Annotated in this window: 13 protein-coding genes; 12 read left to right on the top strand and 1 reads right to left on the bottom strand. The window is 69.7% G+C overall.

All coding sequences use genetic code 11. The annotated features are described in order from the left end of the window. Positions 1–82: 82 nt before the first annotated feature. The 9 genes from prfB to QQX04_RS07830 all read left to right on the top strand — a co-directional run bounded on the left by prfB (position 83) and on the right by QQX04_RS07830 (position 11283). A complete protein-coding gene (gene prfB / locus QQX04_RS07790; protein WP_301127893.1) occupies positions 83–1195 on the top strand; it encodes a peptide chain release factor 2 in 1113 nt (370 codons plus the stop codon). A gap of 429 nt (positions 1196–1624) precedes the next feature. Further along, positions 1625–2317, top strand: coding sequence for a cell division ATP-binding protein FtsE (gene ftsE / locus QQX04_RS07795; RefSeq protein ID WP_301127895.1), 693 nt, complete (start codon positions 1625–1627; stop codon positions 2315–2317). Beyond that, positions 2314–3225, top strand: a complete 912-nt coding sequence (gene ftsX, locus QQX04_RS07800) for a permease-like cell division protein FtsX (RefSeq protein ID WP_301127897.1) — start codon at positions 2314–2316, stop codon at positions 3223–3225. The genes ftsE and ftsX overlap by 4 nt, the downstream gene beginning before the upstream one ends. Next, entirely contained in the window at positions 3222–4535 is a 1314-nt protein-coding gene (locus QQX04_RS07805) for a M23 family metallopeptidase (protein ID WP_301127899.1), read from the top strand. Before ftsX ends, QQX04_RS07805 begins: the two co-directional genes overlap by 4 nt. A 118-nt stretch (positions 4536–4653) precedes the next feature. Next, the gene (smpB, locus tag QQX04_RS07810; protein ID WP_301127901.1) at positions 4654–5121 is read left to right on the top strand and encodes an SsrA-binding protein SmpB; all 468 of its coding nucleotides are present in this window, start codon (positions 4654–4656) and stop codon (positions 5119–5121) included. Between the two features lie 113 nt (positions 5122–5234). Next, positions 5235–7088, top strand: coding sequence for a DUF2207 domain-containing protein (locus QQX04_RS07815; RefSeq protein ID WP_301127903.1), 1854 nt, complete (start codon positions 5235–5237; stop codon positions 7086–7088). Positions 7089–7205: 117 nt separating this feature from the next. Beyond that, entirely contained in the window at positions 7206–9383 is a 2178-nt protein-coding gene (locus QQX04_RS07820) for an MMPL family transporter (protein WP_301127904.1), read from the top strand. A 17-nt stretch (positions 9384–9400) separates the two neighbouring features. Next, a complete protein-coding gene (locus tag QQX04_RS07825; RefSeq protein WP_301127905.1) occupies positions 9401–10630 on the top strand; it encodes a sensor histidine kinase in 1230 nt (409 codons plus the stop codon). Further along, positions 10627–11283: a response regulator transcription factor gene (locus QQX04_RS07830; protein ID WP_301127907.1), complete on the top strand. Its 657-nt coding sequence runs from the start codon at positions 10627–10629 to the stop codon at positions 11281–11283. Before QQX04_RS07825 ends, QQX04_RS07830 begins: the two co-directional genes overlap by 4 nt. 26 nt (positions 11284–11309) lie before the next feature. On the opposite strand, the gene QQX04_RS07835 is transcribed toward QQX04_RS07830, so the two are convergent. Then, positions 11310–11981, bottom strand: coding sequence for a TetR/AcrR family transcriptional regulator (locus QQX04_RS07835; protein WP_301127909.1), 672 nt, complete (start codon positions 11979–11981; stop codon positions 11310–11312). Positions 11982–12042: 61 nt separating this feature from the next. On the opposite strand from QQX04_RS07835, the gene QQX04_RS07840 reads away from it, so the two are divergent. The 3 genes from QQX04_RS07840 (at position 12043) to QQX04_RS07850 (ending at position 18159) form a co-directional block, all read left to right on the top strand. Further along, positions 12043–14475 carry a glycoside hydrolase family 3 C-terminal domain-containing protein gene (locus QQX04_RS07840; protein WP_301127911.1) on the top strand — a complete coding sequence of 811 codons (2433 nt, stop codon included), beginning with the start codon at positions 12043–12045 and terminating at the stop codon, positions 14473–14475. Positions 14476–14505: 30 nt separating this feature from the next. Continuing rightward, positions 14506–17247, top strand: coding sequence for a glycoside hydrolase family 3 protein (locus QQX04_RS07845; protein WP_301127913.1), 2742 nt, complete (start codon positions 14506–14508; stop codon positions 17245–17247). 141 nt (positions 17248–17388) lie between these two features. Beyond that, positions 17389–18159 carry a phosphatase PAP2 family protein gene (locus tag QQX04_RS07850; protein ID WP_301127915.1) on the top strand — a complete coding sequence of 257 codons (771 nt, stop codon included), beginning with the start codon at positions 17389–17391 and terminating at the stop codon, positions 18157–18159. Positions 18160–18165 lie beyond the last annotated feature (6 nt).

Raw genomic sequence — 18165 nt, forward strand, 5'->3', positions numbered from 1 at the left:
GCCCCGGCTCCCTCACAAGGGGAGTCGGGGCCTTCCCGCGTCCGCAGCGGCGCCGCGCGCAGGACCACTAGACTTGAGCACCGTGGCTATTGAATTCCCTGTCGAGATCGCAGCGCTGCGCAACACCTTCGAGCAGATCGAGGCGGTGCTCGACCCGGCGTCGCTGAAGGCGAGGATCGCAGAGCTCGAGACCCAGGCGGCAGCCCCGGACCTCTGGGACGACCAGGAGAACGCGCAGGCCGTCACGAGCGCCCTCAGCGCCGCGAACTCCGAGCTGGCCCGCGTCACCGGCTTCGGCCGCCGCATCGACGACCTCGAGGTGCTCATCGAGATGGGCGAGGAGGCCGAGGACGAGGAGACGCTCGCCGAGGCCGAGCAGGAGCTCGAGAAGCTCAAGAAGGACCTGTCCGCCATGGAGGTCCGCACCCTCATGAACGGCGAATGGGACGAGCGCAACGCCGTCGTCACCATCCGCTCCGGCGCCGGCGGCGACGACGCCACCGACTTCGCCGAGATGCTGCTGCGCATGTACCTGCGCTGGGCCGAGCGTCACGGCTACCAGACGAAGGTGCTCGACACCTCGTACGCCGAGGGCGCCGGCATCAAGTCCGCGACCTTCGAGCTCAACGCGCCGTACGCGTTCGGCACGCTGTCCGTCGAGGCCGGCACACACCGCCTCGCGCGCATCAGCCCCTTCGGCTCCGCGGACAAGCGCCAGACCTCGTTCGCGGCCGTCGAGGTGATCCCGCAGATCGAGTCGACCGACCACATCGACGTGCCCGAAGCCGACATCAAGGTCGACGTGTTCCGCTCGTCCGGCCCCGGCGGTCAGTCGGTCAACACCACCGACTCCGCCGTGCGCATCACCCACCTCCCCACCGGCATCGTCGTCTCGATGCAGGACGAGAAGTCGCAGATCCAGAACCGCGCCGCCGCCATGCGCGTGCTCCAGTCGCGCCTGCTGCTCCTCAAGAAGGAGGAGGAGGCAGCGCAGAAGAAGGAGCTCGCCGGCGACATCAAGGCGAGCTGGGGCGACCAGATGCGCTCCTACTTCCTCTATGGCCAGCAGCTGGTCAAGGACCTGCGCACCGGCCACGAGGTCGGCAACCCGCAGACCGTGTTCGACGGCGACCTGGACGGGTTCATCGACGCCGGCATCCGCTGGCGCCGCGCCCAGCAGACGCAGCAGGACTGACCCCGGGCAGCCCGCGAGGGCTGCCGCGCGCTGTTGACTCGGCGGCCCGTGCGGACCCGCGCGGCAGGCTCGGCGGGCCGTGCGCTGCTGACTCGGCGGTCCGCGCGCTGCTTCCAGGGGCGCGCCCCGGCAGGCCCGCGCGGCAGGCTCGCGCGCCAGCGCTGACCGAGAGCTCTCCGACACTTTGAACCAACGCCAAGGCGACGCGCCGGCGCGTCGCGGTCTGCGGCGGCGTGTCCGCGGGGTGTCGCGGGCGAGATTGGTTCAAAGTGTCGGAGCTGGGTTCTGAAGCAGCCCCGAACCGGACACTCCGGGCAGTGTGATCCATCGGACACTCGCTGGCGGCGTGGCCTCCCCGCGAGTCACGATGCGGCTACTTACCATGCGTGCAGAAGGCATGGGTCCGTCCCCCCGTGCCCGGATGGCAGTGTGATACGGCTAGAGAACGTCAGCAAGGTGTACTCGCGAGGTGCACGACCCGCGCTCGATGGAATCGACATCGAGATCGAGCGCGGTGACTTCGTGTTCCTCGTGGGCTCCTCAGGATCGGGGAAGTCGACCTTCCTCAAGCTGATCCTGCGCGAGGAGCGCCCCACCGGGGGAGACGTGTATGTCGCCGGCCGTCACCTGAACAAGCTCTCCGCCTGGCGCGTGCCGCACCTGCGCCGCGAGATCGGCGCCGTGTTCCAGGACTTCCGCCTGCTGCCGAACAAGACCGTCTATCAGAACGTGTCCTTCGCGCTCCAGGTGATCGGCAAGGGTCGCCGTGAGATCGACTCGACGGTGCCGGAGATGCTCGAGCTCGTCGGCCTGGCCGGCAAGGAGCGGCGCATGCCGCACGAGCTGTCCGGTGGTGAGCAGCAGCGCGTGGCCATCGCGCGCGCGTTCGTGAACCGTCCGCCGATCCTGCTGTGCGACGAGCCGACCGGAAACCTGGACCCGGGCACGTCCGTCGGCATCATGCGCCTGCTCGACCGCATCAACCGCACCGGCACCACGGTGCTGATGGCCACCCACGACGACGAGATCGTGGACCAGATGCGCAAGCGCGTCATCGAGCTCAAGGGCGGCCACCTGGTGCGTGACCAGGACCGCGGCGTGTACGGGCTGGAGCGGGCATGAGGCTCCGGTTCATCTTCGGGGAGGTCTTCAACGGCCTTCGCCGCAACTCGACGATGGCGCTGTCCGTCGTGCTCGTCACGTTCGTGTCGCTCACTTTCGTGGGTGCGGCGGCGCTCATCCAGACGCAGATCGGCCAGCTTCAGGACGACTGGTACGGCCAGGTCGAGGTCTCGGTCTTCCTGTGCCCGGTGCAGTCCGTGGAGGAGCAGTGCGCCCAGGGCGAGGCGACGCCGGCCCAGGAGCAGGCGATCCTCGACGTGCTCGAGAACGGCTCGGTGGCGGCGCTCGTCGAGTCCGTCGAGTACGAGTCGAAGGAGGAGGCGTACGAGAACTTCGAAGCGCGTGCCGACTCCTCGCTGGCGCAGTACCTCACGGCCGACGACATGCAGGCGAGCTTCCGGGTCAAGCTGACCGACCCGTCGCAGTTCCAGGTCGTCGCCGACGCGACGCAGGGTCTGCCGGGCGTGGAGGAGGTGCAGGACCAGCGCGAGATCTTCGACCAGCTGTTCGCGTTCCTGAACGCGGCGACGCTCGTCGCAGCGGGCCTCGCGGCGGTCATGCTGCTCACCGCGGTGCTGCTCATCACGACGACCGTCCGCCTGAGCGCGTTGAGCCGCAAGCGTGAGACGACGATCATGCGCATGGTCGGCTCGTCACGCACCCTCATCCAGCTGCCGTTCATGCTGGAAGGCGCCGTCGCCGCGACCGCGGGAGCCCTGCTCGCCGCGCTCGGGCTGTGGTTCGGGGTGCAGTATCTGGTGCAGGACTGGTTGAGCTCGTCCGTCGGATGGGTGGACTATGTCAGTGGAGACGATGTCCTGGCGATCGCGCCGTGGCTCATCGTCATCGCATTCGGGCTCGCGGCGTTCGCGTCGCTGTTGACCCTGGGGAGGTACACGCGCGCATGAGGACCCCTTCCCGTCGCCTTGCCTCCGTCGTCGCCACGCTCCTCGCGGCGTCGATCGGAGCCGGGCTGCTCGTGGGCTCCGCCGCTGCGTCGGGCCAGGTGGGTGTCGCCTCGTCGTCCTATGACGACGAGATCGCGGACGCGCGCAAGGAGCAGGCCCAGACCAAGCAGGACCTGGACGATCTTGAGAGCCAGCTCGAGGACACCGATGCGGCGATCGTCGAGGCCAACCGCAAGCTGCAGGCGCTCGAGGACCGGCTGCCCGGCCTCCGGGAGGAGCTGGACCTCGCGCAGGAACGCTACGACTCCGCCGTGCTCGAGCAGCAGATCGTCGCCGACAAGCTCGAGGCGGCACAGGCGCAGGATGAGGCGCTCACCGAGCAGATCGCGAAGGACAACGACCGGATCGGGTCGATCCGCGACGCCATCGCGATCATCGCGCGCGACAGCTACACGGGTGAGGAGCTCACGAGCCTGGGCGTCGTGTTCGGCGCGCAGTCGTCGGACGAGTTCGTCGAGGACTATGCGGCGCGTGACGCCGCCGCGCGCGTCCAGGCGAACGCGCTCGCCGAGATGGAGCAGATCGCTGCGGTGAACCGCAACCGCGAGACGCGCCAGGAGGCCGTGCGCGAGGAGATCGAGCGCCTCAAGCTCGAGGCGGACAGGCTCGTCGCGGAGACCGAGGCCGCCAGGCAGGTGGCTGAGGAGAAGAAGGCCGAGGTCGAGGACGCGCTCGCGGAGCAGCGCGAGCTCCAGGCGTACCTCGAATCGCAGCGAGCGTCGTACCTGGCGCAGCAGGAGAGGCTCGAGTCGCAGCAGAGGGCGGTGCGCAACGAGCTGCGGGACCTGCTGGCGAAGAAGGCGGCCGAGGAGGCTGCGGCGAGCGCCACCCCGGTGGGCAGGGGAGTGATGAACTTCCCCACCAAGGTGCCGTACATCACCTCGAGCTACGGCATGAGGTATCACCCGATCTACCACTACTGGCGTCTTCACGCGGGCACCGACTTCCGCGCCTACTGCGGCACCCCGATCTACGCGGCGGCCGACGGCAAGGTGCTGTGGGCGTCGTGGCGCGCGGGATTCGGCAACCAGGTGATGCTGGACCACGGCACGTATGCGGGCGACACGCTCGCCTCGAGCTACAACCACCTCACGCGCTACGCCGTCAGCACCGGTCAGACGGTGCTTCAGGGCGACCTGCTCGGCTACTCGGGCAACACTGGATCCTCGGTCGCGTGCCACCTGCACTTCGAGGTGTACGTGAACGGCTCGACTGTGGACCCGATGACGATCCTGGGCCCGATCCCGTAGCCTGCGCCGGCGTCGGCCAAGTGCGGCCGTCGCGTCGTCCACGCGTGTTGGCCTAGACTGAGAGGTCCGTGTCCGCGCGCCGGGGCAGTCCTGCCCCGCAAGGTCGAGGAGGTGAGCGATGGGCGACGGCGTCAAGGTGATCGCCACCAACCGGTCGGCGCACCACGACTACTTCATCGACGACACCTTCGAGGCTGGCGTCGCGCTGATGGGCACCGAGGTGAAGTCGCTGCGCATGGGCCGCGCGACCATCGGCGAGGGCTACGTGTACGTGGACCGCGGCGAGGTGTGGGCGGAGAACCTGCACATCCCCGAGTACGTGCAGGGCACCTGGACGAATCATGCGGTGCGTCGCAAGCGCAAGCTCCTGCTGCACGCGCACGAGATTGAGACCCTCATGCGCAAGACCAGCGAGAAGGGCTACACGATCGTCCCGCTGAAGCTGTACTTCAAGGGCAGCCGTGTGAAGCTCGAGATCGGTCTGGCGCGAGGCAAGAAGCTCCACGACAAGCGTCAGACGCTGCGGGAGAAGCAGGACCGCCGCGAGGCCGAGCGGGCGATGAGCCTGCGCCGCGCCCGGGACTGAGCCTTCCGCGGAGCGCGCTCGAGGCTGATCCCCGTACCCCCGCCGGGAGCGAGCCGTCCACAGGCGCGTCGTTCCTGTCGGGGCGGCGCGTGGGCTTCGGCATGATGGAGGGCATGAAGGGGACCCTCCGCGCGCTCGCCGCGCTCATGCTCGCTCTCGTCTGGACCGGCACCGCCGCCTATGCGGCGAGCGACACCACCGGCAACCAGGTCACCAGGTGGGATGCGGTCTGGGATCTCCAGGCCGACGGCTCGGCCGAGGTGACGATCGACTTCGACTTCGACTTCGGCGATGACCCCGGGCATGGCCCCTACCTGACGTTCCCCACCGAGGTGGACTACGGCGACGGAGTGCACACGCGCCTGTTCGACGTGCACGACATCAGGGTGGGAAGCCCCTCGGGAGCTCCGGCGCAGGCCTATGTGGACGAGTCGGGCGGCGCGGTCACCATCAGGATCGGCGACGAGGACGTGGACGACGTCTCGGGAACCCAGCGCTACGTCCTCGCCTTCACGGTGGATCACGTGATGAACGCCACCACCGCGGCCGAGCTCGGCGGCGAGGGTGACCAGATCGTGCAGGACGAGCTGTTCACGAACGTCGTCGGCACCGACTGGACGATCCCCCTGTCGGACATCACGGTGACGATCGAGTCCCCCGTGGAGGTCCTGGACCTCGTGTGCTGGGCCGGGGACGCCGGCTCCGACCAGCGGTGCGGATCCTCCGAGCATGAGGGGTCCTCGGCTGTGGTGACGCAGGAGCGGCTGGAGCCGTATCAGGGCCTCACCGTCGCGGTGGCGTATCCGCCCGGCAGCTTCGACACGACGCCGGAGCTCGTCGAGCGTCGGACGTTCGTCGGTTCCTTGGGCCTGGGCTGGTACACGGTTGGCGCGGCGGTGCTGCTGCTCGCGCTCGGCGTGGGCCTGGTGGTCCGGTACCTGCGCCGCAACGGGCTCGACGTCGAGTACGACCAGGTGACGCCGGGGCTCGCGCCCACGCTCGGCGCGACGGCTCCCGTGCGGACGCGGGACAGGAAGGCTCCCGTCGCCGTGCAGTTCGAGCCGCCGGCGGGACTCCGCCCGGGGCTGCTGGGCACGCTGATCGACGAGAAGGCTGACACGCGTGACGTGACGGCGACGATGATCGACCTCGCGGTGCGCGGCTATCTGTCGATCGAGCCTGTGGGCGACCTGGACAGCAAGGATGGCGACTTCACCCTCACCAGGCAGCGCGACGCCGATGGGGCTCTCGCGCCGTACGAGCGGCTGCTCTTCGACGCGCTGTTCGACGGGCGCGACGCCGTGACGCTCGACGACCTGCGCACCACGTTCGCGGAGGACATGGAAAAGGTTCAGAAGTCGCTCTACGACGAGGTGACGGTCCGCGGCTGGTTCAAGGGTGATCCTCACAAGGCGCGGTCCAGGTGGGCCGGGCTCGGCGCTCTGCTTCTCCTCGCCGGCGTCGGCGTCACGGTGCTTCTCGCGCTGAGCGTGTCGCTCGGGGTGCTGGGGCTTCCGCTCGCGATCGTGGGCGTCGTCGTGCTCGCGACCACCGGGGTGGCGCCCGCCCGCACCGCCGAGGGGAGCCGCGTGCTCGCGCAGACCCGAGGCTTCGAGCTGTACCTCGCCACCGCGGAGGCGGACCAGATCCGCTTCGAGGAGGGCCATGACATCTTCTCGCGGTACCTCCCGTACGCGATCGCCTTCGGGCACACCGAGCGGTGGGTGTCGGTGTTCGAGAAGCTTGCCGCGAGAGGCGTCTCGCTGCCTGAACCCACCTGGTACCACGGCTACGCGTACGGGGCCTTCTGGATGTACTCGGCCGGCCTGTCGCACCGCATCGAGAGGTTCGAGTCGCTGGCGTCGAATGCGCTCACGGCCCCCACTCCGGGCTCCTCCGGCGGGTCCGGCTTCTCGGGAGGCTCGGTCGGCGGCGGGTCCTTCGGCGGTGGTGGCGGCGGCTGGTGACCCACACGCGTACCGCGGTTGCGGTACGTGAGGTCACCGCGCATGGCCGATGACCGCTGACGGGGCTGATCCCTACCTTCGAGAGGTACACCTCATTCGAAGGAAAGGACCATCCCCATGTCCCGATTCGCCCGTTGGACGGCCAGGCATCGCATTGCCGTGGTCGTCGCCTGGGTACTGCTGCTCTTCGGGCTCGGCGGTGCCGCGGGAGCGGCCGGCGCCGCGTTCTCCGACGTCCCCGACATGCCCGACTCGGAGTCGGCCCGAGCCATCGAGATGCTGTCGACCGTCGACGGCGTGGGCGGCACCACCGGCCACATCGTGTGGCAGGCCGACGGCTCCTCGATCGACGACCCTGCGGTCGTGTCGCAGGTCGATGCGATGCTCGACCGGGTCGCTGGCCTCGAGGGCGTGACCTCGGTCGTGTCTCCCTACGACGACCCGTCGGGCGCGCAGATCAGCGCCGAGACCGACACCGCCTTCGCCACGGTCGCCGTGACCGACGGCTTCGACATGGAGCAGGTCCGGGACGTGATCGAGGCGTCGGAGACGGACACGCTCCAGATCGAGATGGGCGGTACGGCGCTCACCGCCGACCCTGGTGGCCAGCACGGAGCCGAGGTCATCGGCCTGATCGCCGCCCTGATCCTGCTGTACGCGATGTTCCGTGCCAAGCGCGCGGCCCTCCTCCCGCTGCTGACCGGCGTGGTGGGCGTCGTCGCCTCGATCCTTGTCGTGGTCCTCGGTGCGCACCTGTTCGACATCTCGGAGGACGCGATCACGATGGGCGCCCTGATCGGGCTCGGAGTGGGCATCGACTACTCGTTGTTCCTCACGCACCGCTTCAGGAAGGCTCTCGCGTCCGGGCGCTCTGTGGAGGACTCGATCGCTGAAGCCGTCGACACCTCCGGCCGATCGGTCGTGTTCGCAGGCATCACCGTGATGATCGCGCTTGTCGGCATGTTCCTGCTGGGCATGGCCATCCTCACCGCGATGGCGATCTCCGCGGCCGTCACCGTCCTGTTCACCGTGCTCGCCGCGATCACGCTCCTTCCTGCGCTGCTCGCGATGCTCGGCACGAAGGCGCTGTCGCGTCGTCAGCGGGCCGAGCTGGCCGAGTCCGGCGTCGCCTCGATGGGCCAGCCGCGCTTCGCGACCAGGTGGGTGACCACGGTCCAGCGGGCACCGCGTCGCGCCGCTGTGGCGGCACTGCTCCTCGTGGGCATCGTGGCGGCACCGCTCACCCAGATGCACATCAGCCGGGCCGACGCGTCGGCCGACTCGGTGGGCACGCCGACGCGTGACTACTACGACCTGATGACGCCCGCCTTCGGCGCTGGGATCGACGCGCAGGTCGTGGTCGTCGCGGACATCACCGGCGGCGGTGCTGCCGACGCCTTCGACCAGCTGGTCGCTGAGCTTCCCGCGCTCGACGACGTGGCGTCGGTGCAGGCGGCTCCCGCGGGCATGCTCGGCGACGTGGCGATCGCTGCAGTGACGCCCACGACGAGCGCCCAGATGCAGGAGACGGAGGATCTTGTCAACGAGATCCGCGACGTCCTGGCCCCCGAGGCTGCAGCCGCAGCCGACATCGACGTCCTCGTCACCGGGACGACGGCCGCGAACATGGACATCGCGGAGGGCCTGCTCGGCAACCTGCCGACCTACCTGCTCGCGATCTCGGTCCTCGGGTTCCTGCTGCTCGCGGTGGCGTTCCGCAGCTTCATGGTGCCGCTGCTCGGTGTGCTGACGAACCTGCTCAGCATCGGTGTGGGCATCGGCGCGGCGGTCGCCGTCTTCCAGTTCGGCTGGGGCAGCTCGATCTTCGGAGTGGGCGGCGGAGCGCCGATCATCTACATGGTGCCCGTGCTCGTGGCGGGCGTGGTCTTCGGGCTCGCGATGGACTACCAGGTGTTCCTGGTGTCGCGGATGCACGAGGAGTGGACCAGGACGGGCGACCACCGCCGCGCGGTGCGCGTGGGCGGTTCCGACACGGCCAAGGTGATCGCCGCGGCCGCGCTGATCATGGTGTCGGTGTTCGCCTCCTTCGCCTTCAGCGGTGACCGGATCGTCTCGGCGATCGGTGTGGCGCTGGGAGTGGCGGTCCTGCTCGACGCGTTCGCTGTCCGCCTGACTCTCATGCCGGCGCTGATGACGCTGATCGGCGAGCGTACCTGGTCGTATCCTGGCTGGGCCGAGCGCATCTCGCCTCACGTCTCGGTGGAGGGCGCCGCGCATGATGACGCCGACGAGGCGGACCTTGAGCCCGCCCTGGTGGGCGCTCGCCAGCGCTGAGGTCTCGAGGAGGAACGATGAACCGCACGCCGCGTGAGCTCGCGGCCCGTGTGATCCAGGGCTCGGCCCGGGTGGGATCCCCCACCCGGGCCGAGGTCGCGCTCACCATCGGGGGCTTCGCCGCCGCTGTCGCGCTCTCGGTGATCCCGTGGCATCAGGGGGCGGACACCGTCGCGCTGATGGTGAGGACGCTTGTGCTGGTGGGGCTCGTCCTGCCGTGGCGCACGTGGGCGCCGTCCGTGGTCCTGGTGGCCGTCGCGGGGATCGAGTTGTGGCATGTGGCGTCGATCGCGGCGATCGCCGGGGACGCGCCGGACGGCCTGTCGATAGCCCTGTACCTGCCGGCACCGGTCGGCACGATGCTTGCCGCGTACACCCTCGGTCGGCGTGCCTCGAGGGTGCGCGCCTGGGTGCTCGCGAGCGCCGCGGGGCTCGCTCTGGCGATCGCAGCGCATGCGTGGGGCGCCGCGCCTGAGCCGGGCGTCGACGTGCTGATGCTCAACACGATCGTGCTGGCGACGGGGATCGGAGTCGCGCTTGACGCGCGTGCTGCTCGGTTGGCCCATAAGGAGGCCTGGCGGGAGGAGGAGCGGCGCCGCGCCGTCGAGGACGAGCGGTTGCGGATCGCGCGCGAGCTCCACGACGTGCTCGCCCACAATCTGACGTTGGTCAATGCGCAGGCGTCGGTCGCGGAGTATCTGCTTCCGACTGATGCAGAGGCGGCCGCGAAGGCGCTGCATGGCGTGAGCGTCCATACCCGTCAGGCGCTCGAGGAGGTTCGCGCGACCATCGGGGTGCTGCGTTCCGGCGATGAGGACGAAGGCGAGGGCGGGGGCGAGGGGCTCAGGCCTGCGCCCACGCTGTCCCGTGTGGACGAGCTCGTGCGAGACCACGAGGCCGGCGGGGGAGCGGTGACCCTTCAGACGCGCGGCGTGCCAGGGCATCTGTCCGCGTCGGCGGATGCGGCGGGCTACCGCATCGTCCAGGAGGCGTTGACGAATGCGCGCAAGCATGCCCCGGGGCTGCCCGTCTCGATCGAGATCGAATGGGACGTCGATGCGGTGCGGGTCGCCGTGACGAATCCCGTGAGCCAGGAGCAGCCTGCGGCGACCTCAGGTGGCTTCGGGCTGGTGGGGATGGCGGAGCGGGCGCGGGCGGCAGGGGGTTCCTTGACCACGGGGTTGAGGCCGCGCATAGGCTTCGTGGTCGAGGTACGTCTGCCGCGGGCCAAGGAGGAGGAGTCATGACCATCCGAGTGGTGCTTGCTGACGATCAGGCGTTGCTGAGGGGCACCTTCACACTTCTGCTGAACGCCGTGGAGGACATCGAGGTCGTGGGCGAGGCCTCGGACGGCGAGGAGGCGGTGGCCGTGGTGCGGTCGGCGCGGCCCGACGTGGTGGTGATGGATCTGCGCATGCCGCGCAAGGATGGCGTCGCTGCGACCGAGGAGATCGCGTCGGATCCGGATCTGGCGCACACGAAGGTGCTTGTGCTGACCACCTTCGAGACGGAGGAGCTGGTCCTGGCCGCGCTGCGTGCGGGAGCGAGCGGGTTCCTTGGCAAGGGGGTGAGCCCCGCCGACCTGATCGAGGCGATCCGGACGACGGCGGACGGCGAGCGGCTGCTGTCCCCGGCGGCGACGCGGGCGCTGATCGAACGGGTCGTCGATGACGGTCCGCGACGCCCGCGGCGCGATGTCTCGGGGCTGTCGGAGCTGACGGAGCGCGAGCGGGAGCTCGTGGCGCTCGCGGCGGAGGGGCTGTCGAATGAGGAGATCGCGGCGAGGCTGGTGATCAGCCCGGCGACGGTGAAGACGCACATCAACCGCGCGATGATGAAGCTGGGTGCGAGGGATCGCGCCCAGCTGGTGGTCTTCGCGTACGACGCGGGGCTCGCCTAGGCGGAGCGGTCGGTCGCGGCGCTCGCTCAGCGACTCTCGTCGGGCGCCGGCAGCTCGAAGGCGGACGCGAGGACCTGCGCGAAGAGCGTGGGCATGTCGATCTCGCCGGGGTGAAGCGCGTTGTAGGTCTCGAGGCCCTCCTGCGCGGCGATGACGGCGACGGCGCGCTGCTCGGGGGTGAGAGGGTCGTCGGTCCCGCCGTTGGCGGCGCGGCCGCGCTCGATGGTGTGCGCGAGGATGTCGCGCAGGGTGTCGTGGCGCTCCTGGAGCACTGCGCGTGCCGGGTGGTTGGCCGATCCTGCCTCGGCGGTGAGCAGTGACAGGAGCTGGACGAGTCCAGGGGAGTCGAGGTTGCGGCGGGCGTTGGCGGCGAGCGAGTCGGCGATCGTCTGGACGGGCAGGCTGCGCATCATCTCGAGTGCCTCGCCGACGCCCTGCATGCCCTCGGGGAGCCCGCGGGTGTCGTGCCACTCGATCACGGCGAGCAGTAGGGCGGTCTTGTTGCCGAAGTGGTGGATGAGCGTCGAGTGGTCGATCCCTGCCTCGCGTGCGATGGATCGCAGTGAGGCGCCGTAGAAGCCCTTCTCGGCGAAGGCGTCGGCGGCGCGCTCGACGATGGCCTGCTTGGTGACGCGACCCTTGGCGTATCCCTCGGGTCGCGCGGGCGATGCCGCTGCCGGCGCTGTCTCTCTGTCCACCCCTGAATGGTGCCACATTCAAAGTCCACCACGTGGTGGAGGTTGAGGTATCATTCTCAACATGGCCAACGTCGACCGTCGCGCAGGCACCCGCACTCAGATGACCCTTCACGAGAAGGCGTCGCTCATGTCGGGCGCGAACTTCTGGAACACCAAGCCGCTCGAGCGGCTCGGCGTGCCGAGCATCATGCTCACCGACGGCCCCCACGGACTCCGCAAGCAGGGCGGCGCCGCCGATCACCTCGGCCTCAACGCAAGCATCCCCGCCACGTGCTTCCCGCCGGCCGCCACCCTCGCCAACACCTGGGACCGCGACCTGATCGAGCAGGTGGGCCGCGCGCTCGGCACCGAGGCGGCCGCCGAGGACGTCAGCGTCCTGCTCGGCCCCGGCCTCAACATCAAGCGCAACCCGCTCGGAGGTCGCAGCTTCGAGTACTTCTCCGAGGACCCGCTCGTCTCGGGGACCCTGGCAGGCGCTCTCGCCCGGGGCATCCAGTCCCAGGGCGTCTCCGCGTGCCTCAAGCACTTCGCGGTCAACAGCCAGGAGACCCACCGCATGAGCGTCGACGAGATCGTCGACGAGCGTGCCCTGCACGAGCTCTACCTCGAGGGCTTCAGGATCGCGCTCGCCGAGAGCGATGCCTGGTCCGTCATGACCTCCTACAACAAGGTCAACGGCGTCTACGCGAACGAGAACCACGCGTTGCTCGAGCGCACGCTGCGGGGTCGCTGGGGCTTCGACGGGCTCATCGTCACCGACTGGGGTGGCAACAACGACAGGGTCGCCGGCCTCCGCGCGGGCAACGCCCTCGAGATGCCGTCGACCTCGGGCGTCACCGACCAGGAGATCGTCGCCGCCGTCGACGCAGGGCACCTCGAGGAGAGCGTCCTCGACGCCCGCGTCGACGAGCTGCTCACCCTGATCGACCGGACCTCAGGCCGCTCCGACGCCGCCTCCGCCGATCACGACGCCCACCACGCGCTCGCGATCGAGGCCGCACGACGCGCGGTCGTCCTCCTGCGCCACGAGAACGACGTCCTTCCCCTCGGTCCGTCCAGCGGCCGCGTCGCCGTGATCGGAGACTTCGCGCGTACCCCGCGCTACCAGGGTGCGGGCAGCTCGCTCGTGAACCCCACCCGGCTCGACTCCGCGCTCGACGCGCTCCGGGAGACCGGGCTGGACATCGTCGGCTACGAGCCCGGCTTCAGCCGCATGGACGGGCCGTCGAAGCGGCGTCGCCGTCGGGCCCTCGCGCTCGCACAGCGTGCCGACGTCACCGTGCTCTTCCTGGGACTCGACGAGTCCGCCGAGGCCGAGGCGGTGGACCGCACGCACATGCGGCTCGCGGACAACCAGCTCGCGCTCGTGAGGGAGCTCACCCGCGCAGGCACGCGCGTGATCGTCGTGCTGGCGGGCGGCGCCCCCGTCGAGCTCCCGTTCGCCGACTCGGTCGAGGCGATCCTGCACGGCTACCTCCCGGGGCAGGGTGGCGGCCGTGCCATCGCCGACGTGCTCACCGGCGAGGTGAACCCCAGCGGGAGGCTCGCGGAGACCTACCCCCTCCAGTACGAGGACGTCCCGTCGTCCGCGTCCTTCGGCCGCACCGAGGCCACGTCGGAGCATCGCGAGAGCATCTACCTGGGCTATCGCTACTTCGACAAGGTCGGCATGGAGGTGCGCTACCCGTTCGGGCACGGCCTGTCCTACACGGCCTTCGCCTACTCGGACCTCCGAGTCGACCGAGACGGCGTCCGCGTGACGGTCACCAACACAGGCGAGCGCGCAGGCGTCGAGACCGTGCAGGTCTACGTCGAGGCCCCCGACGCGGGGCTTGGTCAGTTCCGTGCTCCGCGCGAGCTTCGTGGCTTCGCCAAGGTCGCGCTCGACGTGGGGGAGAGCGCCGAGGTTGAGATCGCCTTCGCGGACCACGCCTTCGAGGTCTTCGACGTCGAGTCCTCCGACTGGAGGGCCGTGGGCGGCGAGTACACGGTCCACGTCGGCGCGTCGTCGCGCGACCTTCGACTGAGCGAGGCGCTCGTCGTGACCGGCGCCCCGATGCCGACGGTCAGCGTCGACGTGCTGCCTCACTACATCGTGGGGACGGTCGAGCACGTGGACGCCACCGAGTTCGAGGCGCTGCTCGGGCGCCCGCTGCCGCCGAGTGACTGGCCCACCGGTGTGCCGCTCACGAGGGACGACATCATCGCCCAGACGCAGGGGCGCGGAGGCTTCGCGGGCTTCCTCCACTGGGTCATCACGGCCGCGGGCAAGGTGCTGATGCGCCTGCGCATGCCGCTCGCCGCCAACAACACGAACTTCGCGCTCGACATGCCCTTCAGGTCTGTCGCGCGCCTGAGCGGGGGAGCGGCCGACGACGACATGGTCGACGGCCTCCTGCTCATGGTCAACGGACAGTTCTGGCGCGGCCTGCGCCGGACCGCGACCGCATGGCGCGCGCTGCGCCGACGCACGCGCGCTGCACACCGCCGCTGAACGCGGCCCCACCGAGAAGCCGAGAGGAACATGGCTACCCGTAGAGAGATCAAGAGGGACGCGGTCGCACGCGTCCAGGCGGACCGCGCAGCGACGCGCGAGCGCCGTACCCAGCTGAAGGCGATGACGCCTGAGGAGCGCAAGGCTGCGAAGGCGCAGGACGCCCGCGACGCACGCGAGGCGAAGGCCTCCGCGAAGGCTGAGCGCAAGGCCGCCCGTGCGGGCATGAACCGCAAGGAGCGGCGCGAGGACTCGCGTCGCGCGCGCATCACCCGAAAGGTCGCGCACCGCCGCAGGCGTGCGATCGGATGGGGCGTGGCCGGAGTGGCGGTCGTCGGCATCGGCGCGCTCGCGGCGCCGTACGTCGGCGGGCTGGCTCGCGTCGCGTCGCTCGAGTTCGCCGACGGCACCGTCGAGGCGCTCCAGGCACGCGAGGACGCGCTCGTCGTCGCTGAGAACGTGTCGGACGAGGGCATGGTGCTGCTGAAGAACGAGGGCGACGTCCTCCCGCTCGCAGGCGACCGTGTCAACGTCTTCTCGTTCGCGTCGTTCAACCTCCTGCTGGGCGGCGGCGGCTCGGGCGGCTCGACCGTCGCGGGAGCGCCCACGCTGTACGAGGCGCTCGAGGCGCAGGGCGTCGCCTACAACGAGGACCTCTACGCGACCATGGAGGACGCGGGTGCGGCGCACAGCGAGGGCGCCTCGAACGCCTTCGTCCAGATGGCGCAGCTCGCGATGGGCGGAGGCTCCTCGGAGCCCGCGCCCGACTACCTCACGGACGACGTCATGGCGCAGGCGGCGGACTACTCCGACACCGCGATCGTGGTGTTCGGTGTGAGCGGCGGCGAGGGCACCGACCTCACGCAGGAGCAGCTTCAGCTGTCCGACGAGCAGGTCGCGCTGCTCGACGCCGTGACCGCGCACCAGGATGACGTGATCGTCGTCATCAACGCGGGCAACCAGATGGAGCTCGGCTTCCTGGACGACTACCCGCAGATCAAGGCCGCCGTCTGGATGGGCACGCCCGGCCCGCAGGGCGCGGTCTCGCTTGCGAAGATCCTCACCGGAGAGGTGAACCCGTCGGGCCGCCTCACCGACACGTACGCGTATGACGTGACGTCGGCGCCGGCGACTGAGAACCTCGGAAGCCACCGCTACACGAACACGAACCGCGCCTTCCTCGACTACGAGGAGGGGATCTACGTCGGATACCGCTACTACGAGACGCGCTACGAGGGCGATGAGGCGGGCTATGAGGCCGCTGTCCAGTTCCCGTTCGGGTATGGGCTCAGCTACACCGACTTCGAGTGGGCGGCCTCCGAGCCTGTCATCGCCGACGGCGAGGTCACGGTCGACGTGTCCGTCACCAACGTCGGCGACGCCGCGGGCAAGGACGTGGTGCAGGTCTACTTCTCGGCGCCCTACCTCGACGGCGGCGTGGAGAAGTCATCGATCGAGCTCGCGGGCTACGCGAAGACCGACCTGCTCGCCCCGGGAGACGAGGAGACCGTCACCGTCTCGTTCGGCGTGCAGGACATGGCGTCGTGGGACACCGGTCAGGGCGCGTACGTGCTCGACGCGGGCGCCTACGAGATCAGCGCGTCCACGGACGTGCACACGCCGATCGCCAGCTTCACGCACGACGTGGGCGAGTCGGTGGTCTACACGGCCGACGCCGACACCGGCTACGACTACGCACGCCTGTTCGAGTTCGCCGAGGGAGACCTCGAGTTCCTGTCGCGCGCGGACTGGGAGGGCACCTACCCGGCCGGTCCCGACGGTACCGAGACCGCATCCGACGAGGCGCTCGCGCTCATGGATCCCGAGCTCGTCCCTGCCGATGGCGACGCCCCGACCTACGGAGCCGACAACGGCCTGACGCTCGCCGACATGGTCGGCCTCGACTACGACGACCCGCAGTGGGACGCCTTCCTCGACCAGCTGACCGTGGAGGAGCAGATCCACCTGTTCTCCTACGGTGCGTACAAGACCTACGAGGTGGATCGCCTCGGCATCCCGTCGATGGTCATGCTCGACAGCCCCGCAGGACTGAACTCCCTGTTCGCCTCGCTCGAGGCGGCCGCGTACCCGTCGGAGATCGTGATCGCCTCCACGTGGAACGACGCTCTCGCCTACGAGGTCGGCGCCGCGATCGGACACGAGGCCGACCTGTACGGCGTGGACGTCTGGTACGCGCCCGGCATGAACCTGCACCGGACCGCGATGGGCGGCCGCGACTTCGAGTACTTCTCGGAGGACCCGCTGATCTCGGGCATGATGGCCGCCGGCATGGTCTCGGGCGCGCAGGACCAGGGCGTGCTCACCACCATCAAGCACTTCGTGCTGAACGACCAGGAGGTCAACGCACGCTCCGGCATCAACGTGTCGCTCTCCGAGCAGGCGTTGCGTGAGCTCTACCTGCAGCCCTTCGAGGTCGCGGTCAAGGAGTCCGCTCCCACCGGCGCGATGTCCTCCTTCATCAACCTGGGCGGCAAGTGGGCCGGCGGCAGCGACGAGCTTCTGCAGGAGGTCCTGCGTGGCGAGTGGGGCTTCGAGGGCTTCGTCACCACCGACGCTGTGCTCGGCGGATGGATGGACCCGGTTCAGGCGGCGCTGCATGGCAACGACCTGATGCTCGCAGTGTTCCCGTCCGCGACCGTCGCCTCGATGTCCGAGGCGATCGAGGAGGACCCGGTGGGCCTGGGTCACGCGCTGCGTGACCGCGTCCATGCAGTCCTCTACTCCGTGGCCCTCACGGACCGCGTGAGCTGATCGTGCGGGATGGACGGCCCGCCCCCGGGACCGTCCATCCCGCCGTTCTGTGGGCGCCACGGCGCCCACGCCGCATGACCCTCGCACCGCCTGCTGGCAGCCGACGCGGGGCACACCGCACACCCCCACCAAGGAAGATCAATGGCGACCTCCTCTGTACCCGCGCACGCCGGCACCCGCCGCAGCGTCCGCCCGCGTCTCGCGCTCTGGCTCGGTCTGGCCGGGCTCACCTTCTATGTCACGCTCGGCGCCGTGATGGCGGCGACGCTGGACCACCCCTTCACGCAGCCGATGGACGACGCGTGGCGAAGCCTCGTGGGCGCCGGCACCCTTGAAGAGGCGTCCGGCCCGCTGCCGATGTTCTTCCAGCACTTCGGAGAGCTGGCCGGCGCCGTGGTGTACGCGCTGGTCGTCCCGATCGTGCTCTTCTCGATCCGCCGCTGGCGCACCGGGCTGTTCTGGCTCGCGACCATGCTGTTCGCGAACGGGCTGGTCTCGCAGGCAGGCAAGCATCTGGTGGACCGTGAGCGCCCCGCGGCCGACGAGGCCGCCGGGCTGGTCGGTCCGCTCTTCGCCACCGACCACGGTTCCTTCCCTTCGGGCCATTCCGTGACGATGGGAGCCTTCGTCGTGGCAGTCGCGGCGCTGCTTCCCGCGCTGTACCGCCGATGGTGGTGGATCGCCGGAGCGGTGCTCGCCGTCGGCATGATCTGGCAGCGCACGTTGATCAACGCGCACTGGCTGTCGGACACGATCGCCGGGATCGTCGCCGGCGCCTCCGCTGCGGCCCTGCTCTGGTGGGCCTTCGCGCCGCTGCTCGACCGCGACAGGGGGAGGGCGGTCCGGCATCGGGCCTCCAGGTCGGAGCCGCGTCAGGGCGCGTCCGAGCCTGCGGAGAGCACGGCCTCCTAGAGAGTG

Origin of the sequence: Demequina zhanjiangensis (assembly GCF_030418315.1) — a bacterium.
GTDB classification, from domain to species: Bacteria; Actinomycetota; Actinomycetes; order Actinomycetales; family Demequinaceae; genus Demequina; species Demequina zhanjiangensis.